The 16237-nt window shown below is 69.9% G+C and carries 16 protein-coding genes and 5 tRNA genes; 7 read left to right on the forward strand and 14 right to left on the reverse strand.

What is annotated here, in order from left to right:
* Positions 1–72: 72 nt before the first annotated feature.
* The 4 genes from O1G22_RS12745 to leuC all read right to left on the reverse strand — a co-directional run bounded on the left by O1G22_RS12745 (position 73) and on the right by leuC (position 3366).
* Positions 73–717 carry an HU family DNA-binding protein gene (locus tag O1G22_RS12745; RefSeq protein WP_270081470.1) on the reverse strand — a complete coding sequence of 215 codons (645 nt, stop codon included), beginning with the start codon at positions 715–717 and terminating at the stop codon, positions 73–75.
* Between the two features lie 136 nt (positions 718–853).
* Positions 854–1084, reverse strand: a complete 231-nt coding sequence (locus O1G22_RS12750) for an SCO5555 family protein (protein WP_270081471.1) — start codon at positions 1082–1084, stop codon at positions 854–856.
* A gap of 254 nt (positions 1085–1338) precedes the next feature.
* Entirely contained in the window at positions 1339–1932 is a 594-nt protein-coding gene (leuD, locus tag O1G22_RS12755; RefSeq protein ID WP_270081472.1) for a 3-isopropylmalate dehydratase small subunit, read from the reverse strand.
* A gap of 6 nt (positions 1933–1938) precedes the next feature.
* Complete coding sequence (gene leuC, locus O1G22_RS12760; RefSeq protein ID WP_225099314.1) at positions 1939–3366, reverse strand: 3-isopropylmalate dehydratase large subunit; 1428 nt, start codon at positions 3364–3366, stop codon at positions 1939–1941.
* Between the two features lie 197 nt (positions 3367–3563).
* Between leuC and ndgR the strand changes: the two genes are divergently transcribed.
* Positions 3564–4280 carry an IclR family transcriptional regulator NdgR gene (gene ndgR / locus O1G22_RS12765; RefSeq protein ID WP_009320373.1) on the forward strand — a complete coding sequence of 239 codons (717 nt, stop codon included), beginning with the start codon at positions 3564–3566 and terminating at the stop codon, positions 4278–4280.
* An 87-nt stretch (positions 4281–4367) separates the two neighbouring features.
* Here ndgR and O1G22_RS12770 read toward each other — a convergent pair whose 3' ends face one another.
* Positions 4368–4877: a DUF4188 domain-containing protein gene (locus O1G22_RS12770; RefSeq protein ID WP_270081473.1), complete on the reverse strand. Its 510-nt coding sequence runs from the start codon at positions 4875–4877 to the stop codon at positions 4368–4370.
* Positions 4878–4960: 83 nt separating this feature from the next.
* Between O1G22_RS12770 and O1G22_RS12775 the strand changes: the two genes are divergently transcribed.
* Positions 4961–5605 carry a MerR family transcriptional regulator gene (locus O1G22_RS12775; RefSeq protein WP_270081474.1) on the forward strand — a complete coding sequence of 215 codons (645 nt, stop codon included), beginning with the start codon at positions 4961–4963 and terminating at the stop codon, positions 5603–5605.
* Positions 5606–5655: 50 nt separating this feature from the next.
* On the opposite strand, the gene O1G22_RS12780 is transcribed toward O1G22_RS12775, so the two are convergent.
* The 6 genes from O1G22_RS12780 to O1G22_RS12805 form a co-directional block, all read right to left on the reverse strand.
* Positions 5656–5728: transfer RNA gene (locus tag O1G22_RS12780), tRNA-Glu, on the reverse strand.
* A 28-nt stretch (positions 5729–5756) separates the two neighbouring features.
* Positions 5757–5828 (reverse strand) — tRNA-Gln (locus tag O1G22_RS12785).
* 21 nt (positions 5829–5849) lie between these two features.
* Positions 5850–5922, reverse strand: a tRNA-Glu gene (locus O1G22_RS12790).
* Positions 5923–5951: 29 nt separating this feature from the next.
* Positions 5952–6024, reverse strand: a tRNA-Glu gene (locus tag O1G22_RS12795).
* Between the two features lie 21 nt (positions 6025–6045).
* Positions 6046–6117: transfer RNA gene (locus O1G22_RS12800), tRNA-Gln, on the reverse strand.
* 90 nt (positions 6118–6207) lie between these two features.
* The gene (locus O1G22_RS12805) at positions 6208–6948 is read right to left on the reverse strand and encodes an HAD family hydrolase (RefSeq protein WP_270081475.1); all 741 of its coding nucleotides are present in this window, start codon (positions 6946–6948) and stop codon (positions 6208–6210) included.
* Between the two features lie 81 nt (positions 6949–7029).
* Here O1G22_RS12805 and O1G22_RS12810 point away from each other — a divergent pair, with 81 nt between their 5' ends.
* Entirely contained in the window at positions 7030–7314 is a 285-nt protein-coding gene (locus tag O1G22_RS12810; protein ID WP_270081476.1) for a type II toxin-antitoxin system RelE family toxin, read from the forward strand.
* Positions 7315–7372: 58 nt separating this feature from the next.
* Here O1G22_RS12810 and gltX read toward each other — a convergent pair whose 3' ends face one another.
* From gltX to O1G22_RS12825, 3 genes are all read right to left on the reverse strand, one after another.
* The gene (gltX, locus tag O1G22_RS12815; protein WP_270081477.1) at positions 7373–8896 is read right to left on the reverse strand and encodes a glutamate--tRNA ligase; all 1524 of its coding nucleotides are present in this window, start codon (positions 8894–8896) and stop codon (positions 7373–7375) included.
* Positions 8889–9674 (reverse strand): fumarylacetoacetate hydrolase family protein, encoded by a 786-nt coding sequence (locus O1G22_RS12820; protein ID WP_270081478.1) that lies wholly within the window; start codon positions 9672–9674, stop codon positions 8889–8891. The genes gltX and O1G22_RS12820 overlap by 8 nt, the downstream gene beginning before the upstream one ends.
* 139 nt (positions 9675–9813) lie before the next feature.
* Positions 9814–10005 (reverse strand): hypothetical protein, encoded by a 192-nt coding sequence (locus O1G22_RS12825; protein WP_225099321.1) that lies wholly within the window; start codon positions 10003–10005, stop codon positions 9814–9816.
* A 570-nt stretch (positions 10006–10575) separates the two neighbouring features.
* On the opposite strand from O1G22_RS12825, the gene O1G22_RS12830 reads away from it, so the two are divergent.
* From O1G22_RS12830 to O1G22_RS12845, 4 genes are all read left to right on the forward strand, one after another.
* The gene (locus O1G22_RS12830) at positions 10576–14562 is read left to right on the forward strand and encodes a sensor histidine kinase (protein WP_270081479.1); all 3987 of its coding nucleotides are present in this window, start codon (positions 10576–10578) and stop codon (positions 14560–14562) included.
* A gap of 9 nt (positions 14563–14571) precedes the next feature.
* Entirely contained in the window at positions 14572–14985 is a 414-nt protein-coding gene (locus O1G22_RS12835) for a roadblock/LC7 domain-containing protein (protein ID WP_005479910.1), read from the forward strand.
* A gap of 112 nt (positions 14986–15097) precedes the next feature.
* Positions 15098–15496: a DUF742 domain-containing protein gene (locus tag O1G22_RS12840; protein ID WP_009190816.1), complete on the forward strand. Its 399-nt coding sequence runs from the start codon at positions 15098–15100 to the stop codon at positions 15494–15496.
* Positions 15477–16052: a GTP-binding protein gene (locus O1G22_RS12845; protein ID WP_133930189.1), complete on the forward strand. Its 576-nt coding sequence runs from the start codon at positions 15477–15479 to the stop codon at positions 16050–16052. Before O1G22_RS12840 ends, O1G22_RS12845 begins: the two co-directional genes overlap by 20 nt.
* The last annotated feature ends 185 nt before the right edge of the window (positions 16053–16237 follow it).

The raw sequence follows: 16237 nt of genomic DNA on the forward strand, positions 1-16237 counted from the left end.
TACTGCCTTCACACACGCCGCGGGCCGGGCTCCCCGAGGGAGTCCGGCCCGGCGCGTGAGTGCCCTGTGGACCTACGACGTCGCCTTGCGCGCGGTGGTCTTCTTCGCCGTGGTCTTGCGGGCCGTCGACTTCTTGGCCGGCGCCTTCTTCGCGGTGACCTTCTTGGCCGGGGCCTTCTTGGCCGTCGCCTTCTTCGCCGCGGTGGTCTTCGCCGCGGTGGTCTTGGCGGCCGCCGTGGTCTTCTTGGCGGGCGCCTTCTTCGCCACGGCCTTCTTGACGGCGGCCTTCTTCGCCGGAGCCGCCTTCTTCGCCGTGACCTTCTTCGCGGCCGCCTTGGTGACCTTCTTCGCGGCGGCCTTCTTGACCGTCGCCGCGGCGCCGCCGGTCAGGCTGCCCTTGGGCGCCTTCTTGACGGCGACCTCGCCACCGCGCGGGAGCTTCTTCGTACCGCTCACCAGGTCCTTGAAGCCCTGGCCCGCGCGGAAGCGCGGCACGGAGGTCTTCTTGACCCGAACCCGCTCGCCCGTCTGGGGGTTACGGGCGTAACGGGCGGGGCGGTCCACCTTCTCGAAGGACCCGAAGCCGGTGACCGAGACCCGGTCGCCCGCGACGGTCGCGCGGACGATGGCGTCCAGGACCGCGTCGACAGCATCGGCCGCTTGCTGGCGGCCGCCCATCTTGTCGGCAATCGCTTCTACGAGCTGCGCCTTGTTCACGTCTTCCCCTTCGGAGACATCGCCAGAACGAAAGTGTTCAAGCTTTTTCGCACGTTAGGCAGATATATACCGCAAATCAAACACGAAACGGGCTTATCACCCTTGTGCCGCAACGGACTCGGCGGTCTCGGTCTGTTCAGCGGTCCTCTTCGGGGATCCGACCCTCGTCGAGGTCCGCGTTGAACCGTTCGAGCCGCCTCGCCGCAGCGGCGAGATCGTGCTTGGCCGCGGCCGTAATGACCAGCAGCTTCCGGGTCAGCGCCATCCGTACGCCCTCCGGGACTTGCAGTGCGCGCACTCTTGCGTGCGCTTCCTTGAGCTGGTTCGCGACCGCCGTATAGAGCTGGAGTTGGCCGTCGTGTCCCATGCACAGATTGTGCCATCTGGGGCGAGTTGTCGCCTGCGCAGGGTGCAACTGCCGCCTCAAATGGCCTTACAGGCACTTGCGGAGGCCGCGATCATTGCACTCACCTACCCCCTCAACGCCCTGTCTAACGTGGGAAGTTGAGCGAAGCGTAAGAATCCCGCAGGTCCGTCCGGGTCCAGACATGGCTGTACCCCCAATCGTGGCGATCGGGGGTACAGACGGGGTGGCGCGGTGGCCGAAATCAGACCTGGAGATCAGGCCTGGAGCGTCCGCGGCTTGTAGGACGGCCGCTTGGCCTCGTACGCGGCGATGTCGGCCTCGTTCTGGAGGGTGATGGAGATGTCGTCCAGGCCGTTCAGCAGCCGCCAGCGGGAGTTCTCGTCCAGCTCGAAGGAGGCGGTGATGCCCTCCGCACGAACCTCACGAGCCTCAAGGTCCACAGTGACCTCAGCAGTGGGGTCCGCTTCCGTGAGCTCCCACAGCGCGTCCACGACCTTCTGGTCCAGAACCACCGTGAGCAGGCCGTTCTTCAGCGAGTTACCCCGGAAGATGTCCGCGAAGCGGGCGGAGATCACGGCCTTGAAGCCGTAGTTCTGCAGCGCCCAGACGGCGTGCTCACGGGAGGAGCCGGTGCCGAAGTCGGGGCCGGCGACCAGGACGGTCGCGCCCTGCCGCTCGGGGCGGTTGAGGACGAACTCGGGGTCCTTACGCCAGGCCTCGAACAGGCCGTCCTCGAACCCGTCCCGCGTGACCTTCTTGAGCCAGTGAGCAGGGATGATCTGGTCGGTGTCGACGTTGCTGCGGCGCAGCGGGACGGCCCGGCCGGTGTGCGTGGTGAAGGCTTCCATGGCTGATCAGACTCCAGCGGGCGCGGCGGTTGCGTCGGTCAGGTCGGCGGGCGAGGCCAGGTGGCCCAGGACGGCGGTGGCGGCCGCGACCTGCGGCGACACCAGGTGGGTACGGCCGCCCTTGCCCTGCCGGCCCTCGAAGTTGCGGTTGGAGGTGGAGGCGGAGCGCTCACCCGGGGCCAGCTGGTCCGGGTTCATGCCGAGGCACATCGAGCAGCCCGCGTGCCGCCATTCGGCGCCGGCCTCCTTGAAGACCACGTCCAGGCCCTCGGAGACGGCCTGCAGACCGACCCGCGCGGAGCCGGGGACGACCAGCATCCGTACGCCGTCGGCGACTTTGCGGTCCTTCAGCAGCTCGGCGGCGGCGCGCAGGTCCTCGATGCGGCCGTTGGTGCACGAGCCTACGAAGACGGTGTCCACCTTGATGGAGCGCAGCGGCTGGCCGGCCTCCAACCCCATGTACTCCAGGGCCTTTTCGGCGGCGAGGCGCTCCGAAGCGTCTTCGTACGAAGCCGGGTCGGGGACGGCCGCCGAAAGCGGCGCGCCCTGGCCGGGGTTGGTGCCCCAGGTGACGAACGGGGAGAGCGACGCGGCGTCGATGTGGACCTCGGCGTCGAAGACCGCGTCCTCGTCCGTCCGCAGGGTCTTCCAGTACTCCACCGCGGCGTCCCAGTCGGCGCCCTCGGGGGCGTGCGGGCGGCCCTTGAGGTACGCGAAGGTGGTCTCGTCGGGGGCGATCATGCCCGCGCGGGCGCCGGCCTCGATCGACATGTTGCAGATGGTCATCCGGGCCTCCATCGAGAGCTTCTCGATGGCGGAGCCGCGGTACTCCAGGATGTAGCCCTGGCCGCCGCCCGTACCGATCTTGGCGATGATCGCCAGGATCAGGTCCTTGGCGGTGACGCCCTCGGGCAGCTCGCCGTCGACCGTGATGGCCATGGTCTTCGGGCGGGCCAGGGGCAGCGTCTGGGTGGCCAGCACGTGCTCGACCTGCGAGGTGCCGATGCCGAACGCCAGCGCGCCGAAGGCACCGTGCGTGGAGGTGTGGGAGTCGCCGCAGACGACGGTCGTGCCCGGCTGGGTCAGTCCGAGCTGCGGACCGACCACGTGCACCACGCCCTGCTCGACGTCACCGAGCGGGTGCAGCCGGACGCCGAACTCGGCGCAGTTCTTGCGCAGCGTCTCCAGCTGGGCCCGGGAGACCGGGTCCGCGATGGGCTTGTCGATGTCGAGGGTCGGGGTGTTGTGGTCCTCGGTCGCGATGGTGAGGTCGAGACGGCGCACCTGCCGACCGCTCTTGCGCAGCCCGTCGAAGGCCTGCGGGCTGGTCACCTCGTGCAGCAGGTGCAGATCGATGAAGAGGAGGTCGGGCTCGCCCTCGGCGCGCCGGACGACATGGTCGTCCCAGACCTTCTCCGCGAGTGTCCTACCCATCGCTTTCCCTCCGGCCGGCAAACGTCCACCGGCCCAACTAGAGATCTTGAGGAGGAGACGCCCGCGCCCCAGGTGTCGTGATTCCGGGCGTCCGCCACCGGGCCCGTTGGTCCGCGGGCCGCTGTGTGATTCCAGGGTGGCGCGTTCCACGGAAAATTGAACTTGCGTTTCACAGAGTGAGACGTGAGTATCGTTGCATGGACAACAGTAGCGGCGTCGGCGTTCTGGACAAGGCGGCCCTCGTCCTGAGCGCTCTGGAGTCCGGTCCGGCCACCCTCGCGGGTCTGGTCGGGGCCACCGGACTGGCACGACCCACGGCTCACCGCCTGGCCGTGGCCTTGGAACACCACCGCATGGTGGCACGCGACATGCAGGGCCGTTTCATTCTCGGCCCGCGCCTCGCGGAGCTTGCGGCGGCGGCCGGCGAGGACCGCCTGCTCGCCACGGCAGGCCCCGTGCTCACCCACCTCCGCGACGTCACCGGCGAGAGCGCGCAGCTCTACCGACGCCAGGGTGACATGCGTATCTGCGTGGCCGCGGCGGAACGCCTGTCCGGCCTGCGGGACACCGTCCCGGTGGGCTCCACGCTCACGATGAAGGCCGGCTCCTCGGCGCAGATCCTCATGGCCTGGGAGGAGCCCGAGCGTCTGCACCGGGGCCTGCAGGGTGCCCGCTTCACGGCGACGGCCCTGTCGGGCGTACGGCGCCGCGGCTGGGCCCAGTCCATCGGCGAGCGCGAGCCGGGCGTGGCGTCCGTCTCCGCGCCCGTACGCGGCCCCTCCAACCGCGTCGTGGCCGCCGTCTCCGTCTCGGGCCCCATCGAGCGCCTGACCCGCCACCCGGGCCGTATGCACGCCCAGGCGGTCATCGACGCGGCAGCGCGCCTGTCGGAGGCCCTGCGCCGCTCGGGCTGAGCCCCGCGCCCTTCGGGGCTTCGGAAAGCACCGAGGAGGGCCTGCCTCAACGCCGCGGCAGGCCCTCCTCGCTCCCCCGTCCCCCCGTCAGCCGGCCTTCTCGGCCACCGGCGCCTGTCCCGACCGGTGGGCGAACCGGTCCTTCGCGTACCGGCCCCGCTTCTCCAGCGGGATCTGCCCGTGCGCGGCGGCCAGCCCGAACGCGGGCATGTCGTCGTAGATCGCCTCGTACGACCCCTCCGGCACGACGTACGTCTCGTGCCAGATCCCGACCTGCCCGCGCAGCTTGCCGCTGCGCTCCTTGCGGTTGAGCGTGGCCCACGCCTTGTGGTGGAACGCGTCCGGCGCGGTCGCGTAGGCGTACAGCTTCGCCTTGGACTCCCAGTACTGCACGATGTAGTACGTCCGTGGCGACGCCGTCAGCATGACCTTGGCCCGCAGCCCTCGCGCGGGGTCCTTCTCCAGCTCTCGGAGCATCCGCAGCATCGCGAGCATCACGGGCAGCCACAGGTGCACGGCCCAGAACCGGTTGATGCGCATGCCGATCAGCAGGACGACGACGTCGCCCTTCGCATCAGCGGTCGTACGGGTGACCATGACCACTTCCCCCTTGTTGGTGAGCGGCGCTATCCAAATAGCGATGATTGGATAGTGCCGTTATCCAAGAAGGAGCGCAAGACATGCGGCTCGCCGAACTGAGCAGACGCAGCGGTGTGTCCACCGCGACGATCAAGTACTACCTGCGCGAAGGCCTGTTGCCGCCGGGCCGCCAGATCAACCCCACGACGGCGGAGTACGACGACGGGCATCTGCGCCGGCTGCGGCTGGTGCGCGCGATGATCCAGGTCGGCGGGATCCCGGTGGCCACGGTCCGGGAGGTGCTGCGCCACGTCGACGACTACGCCCTGGGCCGCACGATCCGGCTGGGTGCGGCCCTGTGGGCACTGCCGCAGGTACCGGAGCCGGACGAGGACGACGTGTTCGTACAGGCGGCACACCGGGAGGTGGACGAGCTGCTGGACCGGTTGGGCTGGTCGAACGCGAAACTGCTGACGACGATCTCCCCCTCGTACCGCTCCTTGGTGGTGGCGGTGGCCGCGTTCCGCCGCCTCGGTTACGAGTGGGGGTTCGAACTGCTCGCGTCCTACGGCACGTTGATGCACGAGGTGGCCAAACTCGACCTGGACGTCGTGGAGACGCATCCGACGGAGGCGGAGAAGGTGGAGACGGCGGTGCTCGGCTCGGTGCTGACCGAGCCGATGCTGCAGGCACTGCGCCGGCTGGCCCAGGAGGAGGAGTCGGCGCGCCGCTACGGTTTCGAGTAGCGCCCGGGTACGACGAAGGCCCCCCACCGAAGTGGAGGGCCTTCCCTGTGTACCCCCGACCGGATTCGAACCGGCGCTACCGCCTTGAGAGGGCGGCGTGCTAGGCCGCTACACAACGGGGGCGTGGATCCTGCGTTTCCGCAGGTCCGAGCTGGTCTACCTGGACTCGAACCAAGACTAACTGAACCAGAATCAGTCGTGCTGCCAATTACACCATAGACCAATGATGGTTTAGACCAGTCAGTACCCCCGACCGGATTCGAACCGGCGCTACCGCCTTGAGAGGGCGGCGTGCTAGGCCGCTACACAACGGGGGCCCTAGCGATCCCGACAAGATCAGGATCAGTACCCCCGACCGGATTCGAACCGGCGCTACTGCCTTGAGAGGGCAGCGTGCTAGGCCGCTACACAACGGGGGCTTTGCAGATAAGCTCTGCGAGCTGGCCTACCTGGACTCGAACCAAGACTAACTGAACCAGAATCAGTCGTGCTGCCAATTACACCATAGGCCACTGGAACTCAAGCCCCTGCGGGGTCCTCGTTCTAGCTTGCTCCTCGGGGCTCCGGCCTTTCGGCCCGCTCCCCTCGGCGCAGGAAGAACATTACCTGAAGGTGGACGGGGCTCCAAAACGGGTATCCGCACGGACGAGCGCGGGGAGTTCGGCGAGGGTCGAGATCCGGTGCACCACGCCCTCCTCGGCGAGCTCCCGCGCGGCCTGGTCACCGGCCGTCCCGCGGTCGATCCACACGGACAGCAGCCCGGCCTCGGCGGCGCCGCGTCCGTCGATCTCCGGGTGGTCGCCGACGTACGCCACCTCGTGCGGAGGCAGTCCGAGGGCTTCGCAGGCCGCCCGGAAGGCCCCGGCCTCCGGCTTGGAGACGCCCAGCTCGGCGGCGCACAGGACGGCCTCGAAGCGGTCGAGGATGCCGAGGGTGCGCAGCTTGTGCTCCTGGACCGTGAGGCTGGAGTTGGACAGCACCGCGTGCCGGTGGCCGCCGAGGCCGTCCAGGGTGGGCACAACGTCCGGGAACAGCCGCCAGGCGGCCTCGTAGTGGCGCAGGTAGTGCTCGAACCAGGCGTCCGCCTCCGCGTCGGCGAGTGGCTCGCCCAGGAAGTAGCGGACGCGGTCGCGCCGCTGGCCCTCGAAGGTGTTCTCGCCGGCCGCGAAGCGCGCCCACTCCCGGTCGGTGCACTCCCGCCACCACTGAAGGGCCTCGTCGGGCCCGCCGTACCAGGCCAGCAGCCCCTCGGCTTCGAGGTAGGCGGCCATGCCCTCCCGGTCGGCCGTCGTGTAGTCGAACAGGGTGTCGTCCACGTCCCAGACCACTGCACTGATCGTCATGGTCCGACCGTAACGCCGGGCCGGGGCGGGCGTGACGGTTTCCGGCCGTCCCGGGGTGGGCGGATGCCGTAGCTTGGGGCCATGCACGAGTACCGCGTCCAGTTCACCGTCGAGGCCCGCGAGGCGTACGACTCGCTGCCCGGCTCGCGCCAGGCCCAGCTGGACAAGGCGCTGCGGATACTGGCCCGCGATCCGTTCCGGAAGAACTCGACCGCGCCGCTCGGCCCGGACGAGCATCTGCGCAAGGCGTATGTGGCCCCCGGCGTGATGCTGGAGTACATGGTGGCCGGGGCGATCATGGTCATCGTCGTGCTGGAGATCTTCGACGAGAGCCACTACCTGATCGACGAAGCCGACGCGCAGTGACCGACGCGAAGGGGCGGCAACCGGAGTTCCGGTTGCCGCCCCTTCGCGTCCGGCTCGATTACGCGGCGAGCCTGGCCAGCGCCGCGTCGATGCGGGCCAGCGTCTTCTCCTTGCCCAGGACTTCCAGGGACTCGAAGAGCGGCAGGCCGACCGTGCGGCCGGTGACGGCGACGCGGACCGGGGCCTGGGCCTTGCCGAGCTTGAGGCCGTGGGCCTCGCCGGCGGCCAGGACGGCCTCCTTCAGGGAGTCGGGAGAGCTCCAGTCGGCCGTCTCCAGCTTCTCCTTCGCCGTGCGAAGCAGGGCGTCGCTGCCCTCCTTCATCGCCTTCGTCCAGGACGGCTCATCGAAGACCGGCTCCGCCAGGAACAGGAAGTCGACGTTGTCGGTGATCTCCGACAGGACCTTGAGACGGGTCTGCGCGTGCGGGGCGATCGCCTCCCACTTGGCCTCGTCGAAGTCCTCCGGCGCCCAGGGGGCGAACGGGGCCTTCAGCCACGGGCGGCAGCGCTCGGTGAACTCCTTCACATCCAGCATGCGGATGTGGTCGGCGTTGATCGCCTCGCACTTCTTCAGGTCGAAGCGCGCCGGGTTGGGGTTCACGTCGGCGATGTCGAAGGCCGCGACCATCTCCGGGATCGTGAAGATGTCCTGGTCCGCGGAGAGCGACCAGCCCAGCAGGGACAGGTAGTTGAGCAGACCCTCGGGCAGGAAGCCCTGCTCGCGGTAGAGGTTCAGCGACGACTGCGGGTCACGCTTGGACAGCTTCTTGTTGCCCTCGCCCATCACGTACGGCAGGTGGCCGAAGGCCGGGATCTGCTTCGCGATGCCCAGCTCGGTCAGCGCCTTGTACAGGGCGATCTGGCGCGGGGTGGAGGAGAGCAGGTCCTCGCCGCGCAGGACGTGGGTGATCTCCATCAGGGCGTCGTCGACCGGGTTGACCAGCGTGTAGAGCGGGGCGCCGTTCGCCCGGACGATGCCGTAGTCCGGCACGTTCTCGGGTGTGAAGGTCAGCTCGCCGCGGACCAGGTCGGTGAAGGTGATCGTCTCGTCCGGCATCCGGAAGCGGACGATGGGCGCACGGCCCTGGGCCTTGTACTCCTCGACCTGCGCCTCGCTCAGGTCACGGCAGTGACCGTCGTAACCCGACGGCCTGCCCGCGGCCCGCGCCGCCTCGCGGCGGGTGTCCAGCTCCTCCTGGGAGCAGTAGCAGCGGTAGGCGTGGCCGGCGTCCAGGAGCTTCTGGGCGACATCGGCGTAGATGTCCATGCGCTGCGACTGGCGGTACGGCGCGTGCGGGCCGCCGACCTCGGGGCCCTCGTCCCAGTCGAAGCCCAGCCAGCGCATCGCGTCGAGCAGCTGGTTGTACGACTCCTCGGAGTCGCGGGCCGCGTCGGTGTCCTCGATGCGGAAGACCAGGGTGCCCTGGTGGTGCCGGGCGAACGCCCAGTTGAACAGGGCGGTGCGGACCAGGCCCACGTGGGGGTTACCGGTGGGCGAGGGACAGAAACGGACGCGTACGGGGGGTGGGGGTGCCCCCTGCTCGAGCGAAGCCGAGAGCTTGGGGGAGGATGCGCTAGCCACGCTTGACAACCTTGTTGGTGAGAGTGCCGATGCCTTCGATGGTGACGGCGACCTCGTCGCCGACGTGCAGGGGGCCGACCCCCGCGGGGGTGCCGGTGAGGATGACGTCGCCGGGGAGCAGGGTCATGGCCTCGGAGATGTTGACGACCAGGTCCTCGATGGGGTTGATCATCTCGCTCGTGCGGCCCAGCTGGCGCTGTTCGCCGTTGACCGTGAGCTGGATGGTCAGGTCGTTCGCGCGCGCCAGGTCCAGGTCCGTCTCCACCCAGGGACCGAGCGGGCAGGAGGTGTCGAAGCCCTTGGCCCGGGCCCACTGCTTCTCGCGCCTCTGCACATCGCGGGCGGTGACGTCGTTGGCGCAGGTGTAGCCGAAGATCACGTCCTTGACGCGTTCGCGCGGGACCTCGCGGCACATACGGCCGATCACGACGGCCAGCTCGGCCTCGTGGTGCACCTCCTCGGAGAACGAGGGGTACTGGATGTCGTCGCCGGGCCCGATCACCGAGGTGGACGGCTTGAAGAAGGCGAACGGGACGTCGGGCACCTCGTTGCCCAGTTCGCGCGCGTGCTCGCCGTAGTTGCGGCCGAACGCGACGACCTTGTTGGGGAGGACCGGCGGGAGGAGTCTGACCTTGCTGAGCGGCACCTTCGTACCGGACAGCTCGTAGTCCGCGAACGGGATGCCCTTGATGATGTCGAGAACGAGTTCGTCCTGCTTGTCGCCCTCGACCGCGCCGAAGGCTACGTTCCCGTCGATGGAGAACCTGGCGATGCGCACGGGATCCTGCGCCCCTCAACTAGAACCGGCGTACTGACGCCCCAGGTTAACCGGTCGATGGGCGGCAATCCGCCCGAAAAAGCAGTCCGCCGAATTCCGTGGTGCACGGAATTCGGCGGAATAGGTGAGCGCCGGTCGGCTACTCTGCGGCTGCCGCCGCCGGGACCGGGACGTCCATGAGGACGGTGCGCCGGGGGTTGGCCGTCTGGGCCGGGAGGTCGACGGAGTGCTCCGGCAGCTCGGCGGTCTGCAGTTCGCCCGCGTCCTTCAGGTGCGCCAGGGTCGTGCGCCGCGGGTTCGCGATCTTGTGGAACATCATCGTCGTCTTCACCGTTGTCGTCCTGTGCCCTCTGGTCGTGTGGGTTTGCAGAGTCGTCCCTCTTGTAAAGCGTCAGGCTAAACATCCGATTCCCCGCCGACGGCGCCAACCGCCGCCGTGCGGCGTGTGAGTTTGCTCACGACCTCGCAGACAAACCGGTCAAATCTCGCCAGCAACGCGCCCTAGTGAAACGGACATTGCCCCTCTGAACCCATCATTCCGCTCCTGATCATGGCGACTGGGACACCTGACACCGACCGCCGACTCGCAGGGATACGCCCGTTATGCACGGGATAAGCTTCCACGAGCGGTGACCTGACCCTCACATTCCGTCACCGATGTCACGGCTCGGCACCGGCCCTTGTTGGAGATCCGGCACTGTGCTGGAATTCCACGGACCGCCGCAGGATCGAGCCGGCGCACAGGGGGCGCGAAGCAGCGCCGAGTGGCGGGCGAGAACAGGGGGAACGAGGGCGGTCACTCAAGACCACCGGGGGGCGTATTCAGGGCGCTCTCCACAACGCCGACACCGTGTCCCTCCGTTCGCGCGGAGGGGTGCCTGGTCCAGAGGTTGCGACGCTAGTGCAGGGACGTTTCAAGAGGGATGGCAGCGCTTCGGCGGAGCCGGAGCCGCACGACGGGACTGGCCCCATGAAGGGCGGTTCCTCCCCCCAGCACGCCCAGAACCCGGGCCCGGCCCCGACTCCGGACGGCGGTGAGCGCGGCGGGCGTCCCGGCGCGTCCGGACCGGCCGCCTCGGCCACGGCGTCGGCAACCGGCGGCGGCTCCGGGGCCCCCACGCCGACCGTGAAGCCCGCCAAGGGCTCCACCGGCACCGGCTCACGCATGGCGCTGCGCAACTGGCGCATCTCCACGCGTCTGGTCTCCCTGCTCGCCCTCCCCGTGGTCGCGGCGACCTCGCTGGGCGCGCTGCGCATCGACCAGAACATCACCGACATCCAGCAGCTCGACAACATGAAGCTGCTGACGGACATGACCAAGCAGGCCACCGAGCTGGCCGCCGCGCTCCAGGAGGAGCGCGACCAGTCCGCCGGTCCGCTGGCCCACGGCCTGAAGGCGACCGACTACACGGTCAAGGGCTACCAGGAGAAGACCGACCGGGCCCGCGAGAACTTCCTCAACGCCTCCGAGCAGATCGACGCGGCCAGCAAGAGCGGCAACCTCCAGGGCGTCCGCGACGCGCTCGTCGGCCTCGCCAACCAGCTGGACGACCTGGCCAAGATCCGCCGCTCGGCCTACCAGTCGCAGAACAACTCGACCCAGACCATCGAGTCGTACCACCGCCTGATCACCCAGCTGATCAGCCTCTCCCAGGACATGGCCGAGGCGTCCAGCAACCCGGAGATGATCTCCCGCACCCGCGCCCTGGCGGCCTTCTCCACCGCCAAGGAGTACGCCTCCGTGCAGCGTGCGACGATCGCCGCCGCACTGCCCGCGACCACCGCGACCAAGGGCGACCTCTCCGACAACGACCGCCTCTACGGCCAGTCGGCGTACGAGAGCGAGAACTCCGAGCTGGCGATCTTCCGCAAGATCTACGCCAGCCAGAACGCCGAGGAACTCCTCAAGCCGATCGACGAGGGCAACCCGACGATCGAGTCCGCCGACACCTACGCCAAGCGCGCCTTCGAGTCCGCCAGCGGTATGCAGCAGCTGCCGGCGCGGTCGTACCGCGACTGGGTGGACGACAGCTCGACCAAGATCGAGCAGATGAAGAAGATCGAGCACACGCTGCTCGAAGAGATGGAACAGAAGGCCCGCGAGCTCAAGAGCGCCACCCAGCAGGACGCCATCATCTCCGGTGCGCTGATCCTGCTCGTGCTCGGTGTGTCGCTGGTCGGCGCGTTCGTCGTGGCCCGGTCCATGATCCGCTCGCTGCGCCGGCTCCAGGAGACCGCCACCAAGGTCGCCCAGGACCGGCTGCCCGAGCTGGTCAAGCAGCTGTCGGAGTCCGACCCGCAGGACGTCGACACCTCCGTGGAGTCGGTCGGTGTGCACTCCCGGGACGAGATCGGCCAGGTGGCCGCGGCCTTCGACGACGTGCACCGCGAGGCGGTCCGCCTCGCCGCCGAGCAGGCCCTGCTGCGGGGCAACGTCAACGCGATGTTCACCAACCTCTCGCGCCGCTCCCAGGGCCTCATCCAGCGTCAGCTGTCGCTCATCTCCGAACTGGAGTCCCGCGAGGCCGACCCGGACCAGCTGTCCTCGCTGTTCAAGCTCGACCACCTCGCGACGCGTATGCGCCGTAACGGTGAGAACCTCCTCGTCCTTGCCGGTGAGGAGCCGGGCCGCCGCTGGACCCGCCCGGTCCCGCTGGTCGACGTGCTCCGTGCCGCCGCCTCCGAGGTGGAGCAGTACGAGCGCATCGAGCTGGCCTCCGTGCCGACCACCGAGGTCGCAGGGCGTGTCGTCAACGACCTCGTGCACCTGCTCGCCGAGCTGCTGGAGAACGCGACCTCGTTCTCCTCGCCGCAGACCAAGGTGAAGGTGACGGGTCACGCGCTGCCCGACGGCCGCGTGCTGATCGAGATCCACGACACCGGTATCGGTCTGTCCCCCGAGGACCTCGCGGCGATCAACGAGCGGCTCGCCTCGCCGCCCACCGTGGACGTCTCCGTCTCCCGCCGCATGGGTCTGTTCGTGGTCGGCCGGCTGTCGCAGCGCCACGGCATCCGCATCCAGCTGCGTCCGTCCGACTCCGGTGGTACGACCGCGCTGGTCATGCTGCCCGTGGACGTGGCCCAGGGCGGCAAGAAGCCCGCTCCGGGCAAGCCGGGCGCGCCCGGTGGCACCGGTGGGCCCGCGGCCGCGCAGGCCGCCGCGGGTGCTGCCGCGGCCCGTCGGCAGACCGGCAACGCGGCCGGCGGTGCCCTCGGCGGCGCCCCGGCCGGCGGTGGTCTGCTCGGTGCCGGTCCCGCCCCGCGCGGTCAGGTCGGCGCCGGCCAGGGTCCCCGGGCCGCGCTGCCCGGCGCGGGCCAGGGCGGCCGTCCCGGTGCGCCGGGCGGAGCGCGCGGCCCCCAGGGCGGTGCCGGTGCGTTCGGCGGTCCCGGTGCCTTCGGCGGTCCGCAGCAGGGTCGCCCGGCGCCCGCGGGTTCCGGTGCGGGCGGCTTCGGCGGTCAGACGCCGGGCACCCCGCAGGGTCTGCAGGCGACGAACCCGGGCGGACCGCAGCAGAACGCCTTCGGTGGTGACGCCTTCGGCGGCCGTGGCCCGCAGCGGCCCGGTGCCTCCGGCGACCAGGGCCGTCAGCCCCAGCTGCCGCCGCGCGGCGGTCCGCGGGCCGAACTGCCCGGCGCCGACCCGCAGCCGCGCACCCCGAGCTGGAGCGACTCCGGGGCCCCGCAGTCCCGCGCCTCGCTGGACACCCCGCGCGGCCACGACGAGCAGGACCCGGCGCACACCGCGCGCATGCCGCGCGTCGACGACCGGCAGGGTCCTGGCGCGACCGCGGAGATACCCCGGGTGGACGACCACGGTCCGTCCACCACGGGCGAGTACCCGCGCGCGGACCTGAACGGCTACGGCGGCGCCCAGGGCACGGGCCAGTTCCCGCGGCCCGACGTCCCGCAGCAGACCGGCCAGTTCGCCCGCCCGGACAGCCCCCGGCAGAGCGACCCGTTCGCCCTGCCCGACAGCTCCCAGCAGACCGGTCAGTTCCCGCGCCCGGACAGCGCGCAGCAGACCGGCCAGTTCGCCCGTCCCGAGGCTCCGCAGCTGCCGGGCGGGTTCGACGGCCACGGTGGTCAGCAGGATCCGCAGGGCTCGGGACCGTTCGTCCGCTCCGACGTCTTCGGCACCCCGGCGCCCGCGCGGCAGGACGACAGCGCGCAGAACACCGGCGCGTTCCCGGCTCAGCAGGCGTACGACGGCGGTTACGGCGCCGGCTACGACGGCAGCTCCACCGGGCAGCACGCCCTGCCCATGCGGCAGGACCCGGCGAACACCGGCCAGTTCGAGCGCCCGCAGCCGCCCGCCCGGGACGACTTCGGCGCCCCGCGCCCGCCCGCCCCGCAGGCACAGCAGCCGCAGCGGCCCGTCGACGGGCGGGGCCCGGGTGACGGGTGGGCCCTGCCGCCGGCCGGCGGCCAGGGCGACGGCCGTACCCCGCTGTACGACACGCTGGAGACCAACTGGTTCCACGGCGGTCCGCAGGCGGAGAGCGCGCAGGACCGGCAGCAGCCGCAGGCGCCCGCTCCGCAGCGGGGCCCCGGCGGGAACGCCAACGGCAACACCAACGCCAATGGCGCGGCCACCGGATCGTGGCGTACCTCGCCGAACGACGAACTCGTCCGGCAGGCCGAGCGCGTACGGCAGCCCGCCGCGGGCGGTATCACCACCTCCGGCCTGCCGCGCCGGGTGCCCCGGGCGAACCTCGTCCCGGGCACGGCCCAGCAGCAACAGCACCAAGTCGGTCCGCAGGTGTCGCGTGCGCCTGACGACGTACGCGGACGGCTGACCAATCTCCGTCGGGGTATCGCTCAGGGCCGTCAGGCCGGAAACGGTCAGACCGGCAGCTTCCCGAGCCCCACTCACCAGCAGGAGCGTTAGTTGAGTCCGATGAGCCAGGCGGCACAGAACCTGAACTGGTTGATCACCAACTTCGTGGACAACACCCCCGGGGTGTCGCACACGGTGGTGGTCTCCGCCGACGGCCTTCTGCTGGCGATGTCCGAGGGCTTCCCGCGGGACCGCGCCGACCAGCTGGCGGCGGTCGCCTCCGGGCTGACCTCGCTGACGGCCGGGGCCTCCCGGATCTTCGAGGGCGGCGACGTGGCCCAGACGGTCGTGGAGATGGAGCGTGGCTTCCTCTTCCTGATGTCCGTCTCCGACGGGTCGTCCCTCGCGGTCCTGGCCCACCCGGAGTGCGACATCGGCCTCGTCGGCTATGAGATGGCACTGCTCGTGGACCGCGCGGGTGCGGTACTCACCCCGGACCTGCGCGCCGAACTCCAGGGCAGTCTGCTCCACTGACCGCCCCCGGCACCACCCACCTCACCAAACCACCGTCCGGCCGCCACAATCCCCCCACCGGCCACTGACAGACGGCTTGACCGACCGACCTGCTGTCCCGCCCGGAGGATTCATGACCCCGCCCACCGCCCATCATGATCCGTACGCGGAGCCGTACGGGGACGAGGGCGACCAGCCGCTGGTGCGTCCGTACGCGATGACCGGTGGCCGGACCCGGCCGCGCTACCAGCTCGCCATCGAGGCGCTGATCAGCACCACGGCCGACCCGGCAGCGCTCATGGGACTGCTCCCGGAGCACCAGCGCATCTGCCACCTGTGCCGTGAGGTCAAGTCGGTCGCGGAGGTGTCCGCGCTGCTGGCCATGCCGCTCGGTGTGGCCCGGATCCTGGTCGCCGACCTCGCCGAGGCCGGCCTGGTCGCCATCCACCAGCCTGGTGGCGACGAGAACAACGGTGGCGCTCCGGACGTGACGCTGCTCGAAAGGGTGCTCAGTGGACTTCGCAAGCTCTGACGCGGGCCGGGCCACCACCTCCGCGAAGATCGTGGTGGCGGGCGGCTTCGGCGTGGGCAAGACCACGTTCGTCGGCGCCGTCTCGGAGATCAACCCGCTGCGCACCGAGGCCGTCATGACGTCCGCGTCGGCCGGCATCGACGACCTCACCCACACCGGAGACAAGACCACCACCACGGTGGCCATGGACTTCGGCCGCATCACCCTGGACCAGGACCTGATCCTGTACCTCTTCGGTACCCCCGGCCAGGACCGCTTCTGGTTCATGTGGGACGACCTGGTACGCGGCGCGATCGGCGCGGTGGTGCTCGTGGACACCCGGCGCCTCGCCGACTGCTTCCCGGCCGTCGACTACTTCGAGAACAGCGGCCTGCCCTTCGTCGTCGCCCTGAACGGCTTCGACGGCCAGCAGCCCTACGCCCCCGAGGAAGTGCGGGAAGCGCTGCAGATCGGGCCCGACACCCCGATCATCACGACGGACGCCCGGCACCGCGCGGACGCCAAGAGTGCGCTGATCACGCTGGTGGAACACGCGCTGATGGCACGTCTGCGGTAGCCGGCACGCCCATACGTACTCAAGTACGACGTGCCGTACGGCAGTTGTCGTAAACGGACCGGAGTCGACTGTGGCCTTTGACACGGTCGGCTCCGGTGTTCATAACAGTTCGGCAGAGGAATCCCCGGGCATCACCACGCGACGCAGTCAGGCTGTACCGCTGCGCTCACGAACGCCCCGCCTTT

Source organism: Streptomyces camelliae (assembly GCF_027625935.1).
Taxonomy (GTDB): Bacteria; Actinomycetota; Actinomycetes; order Streptomycetales; family Streptomycetaceae; genus Streptomyces; species Streptomyces camelliae.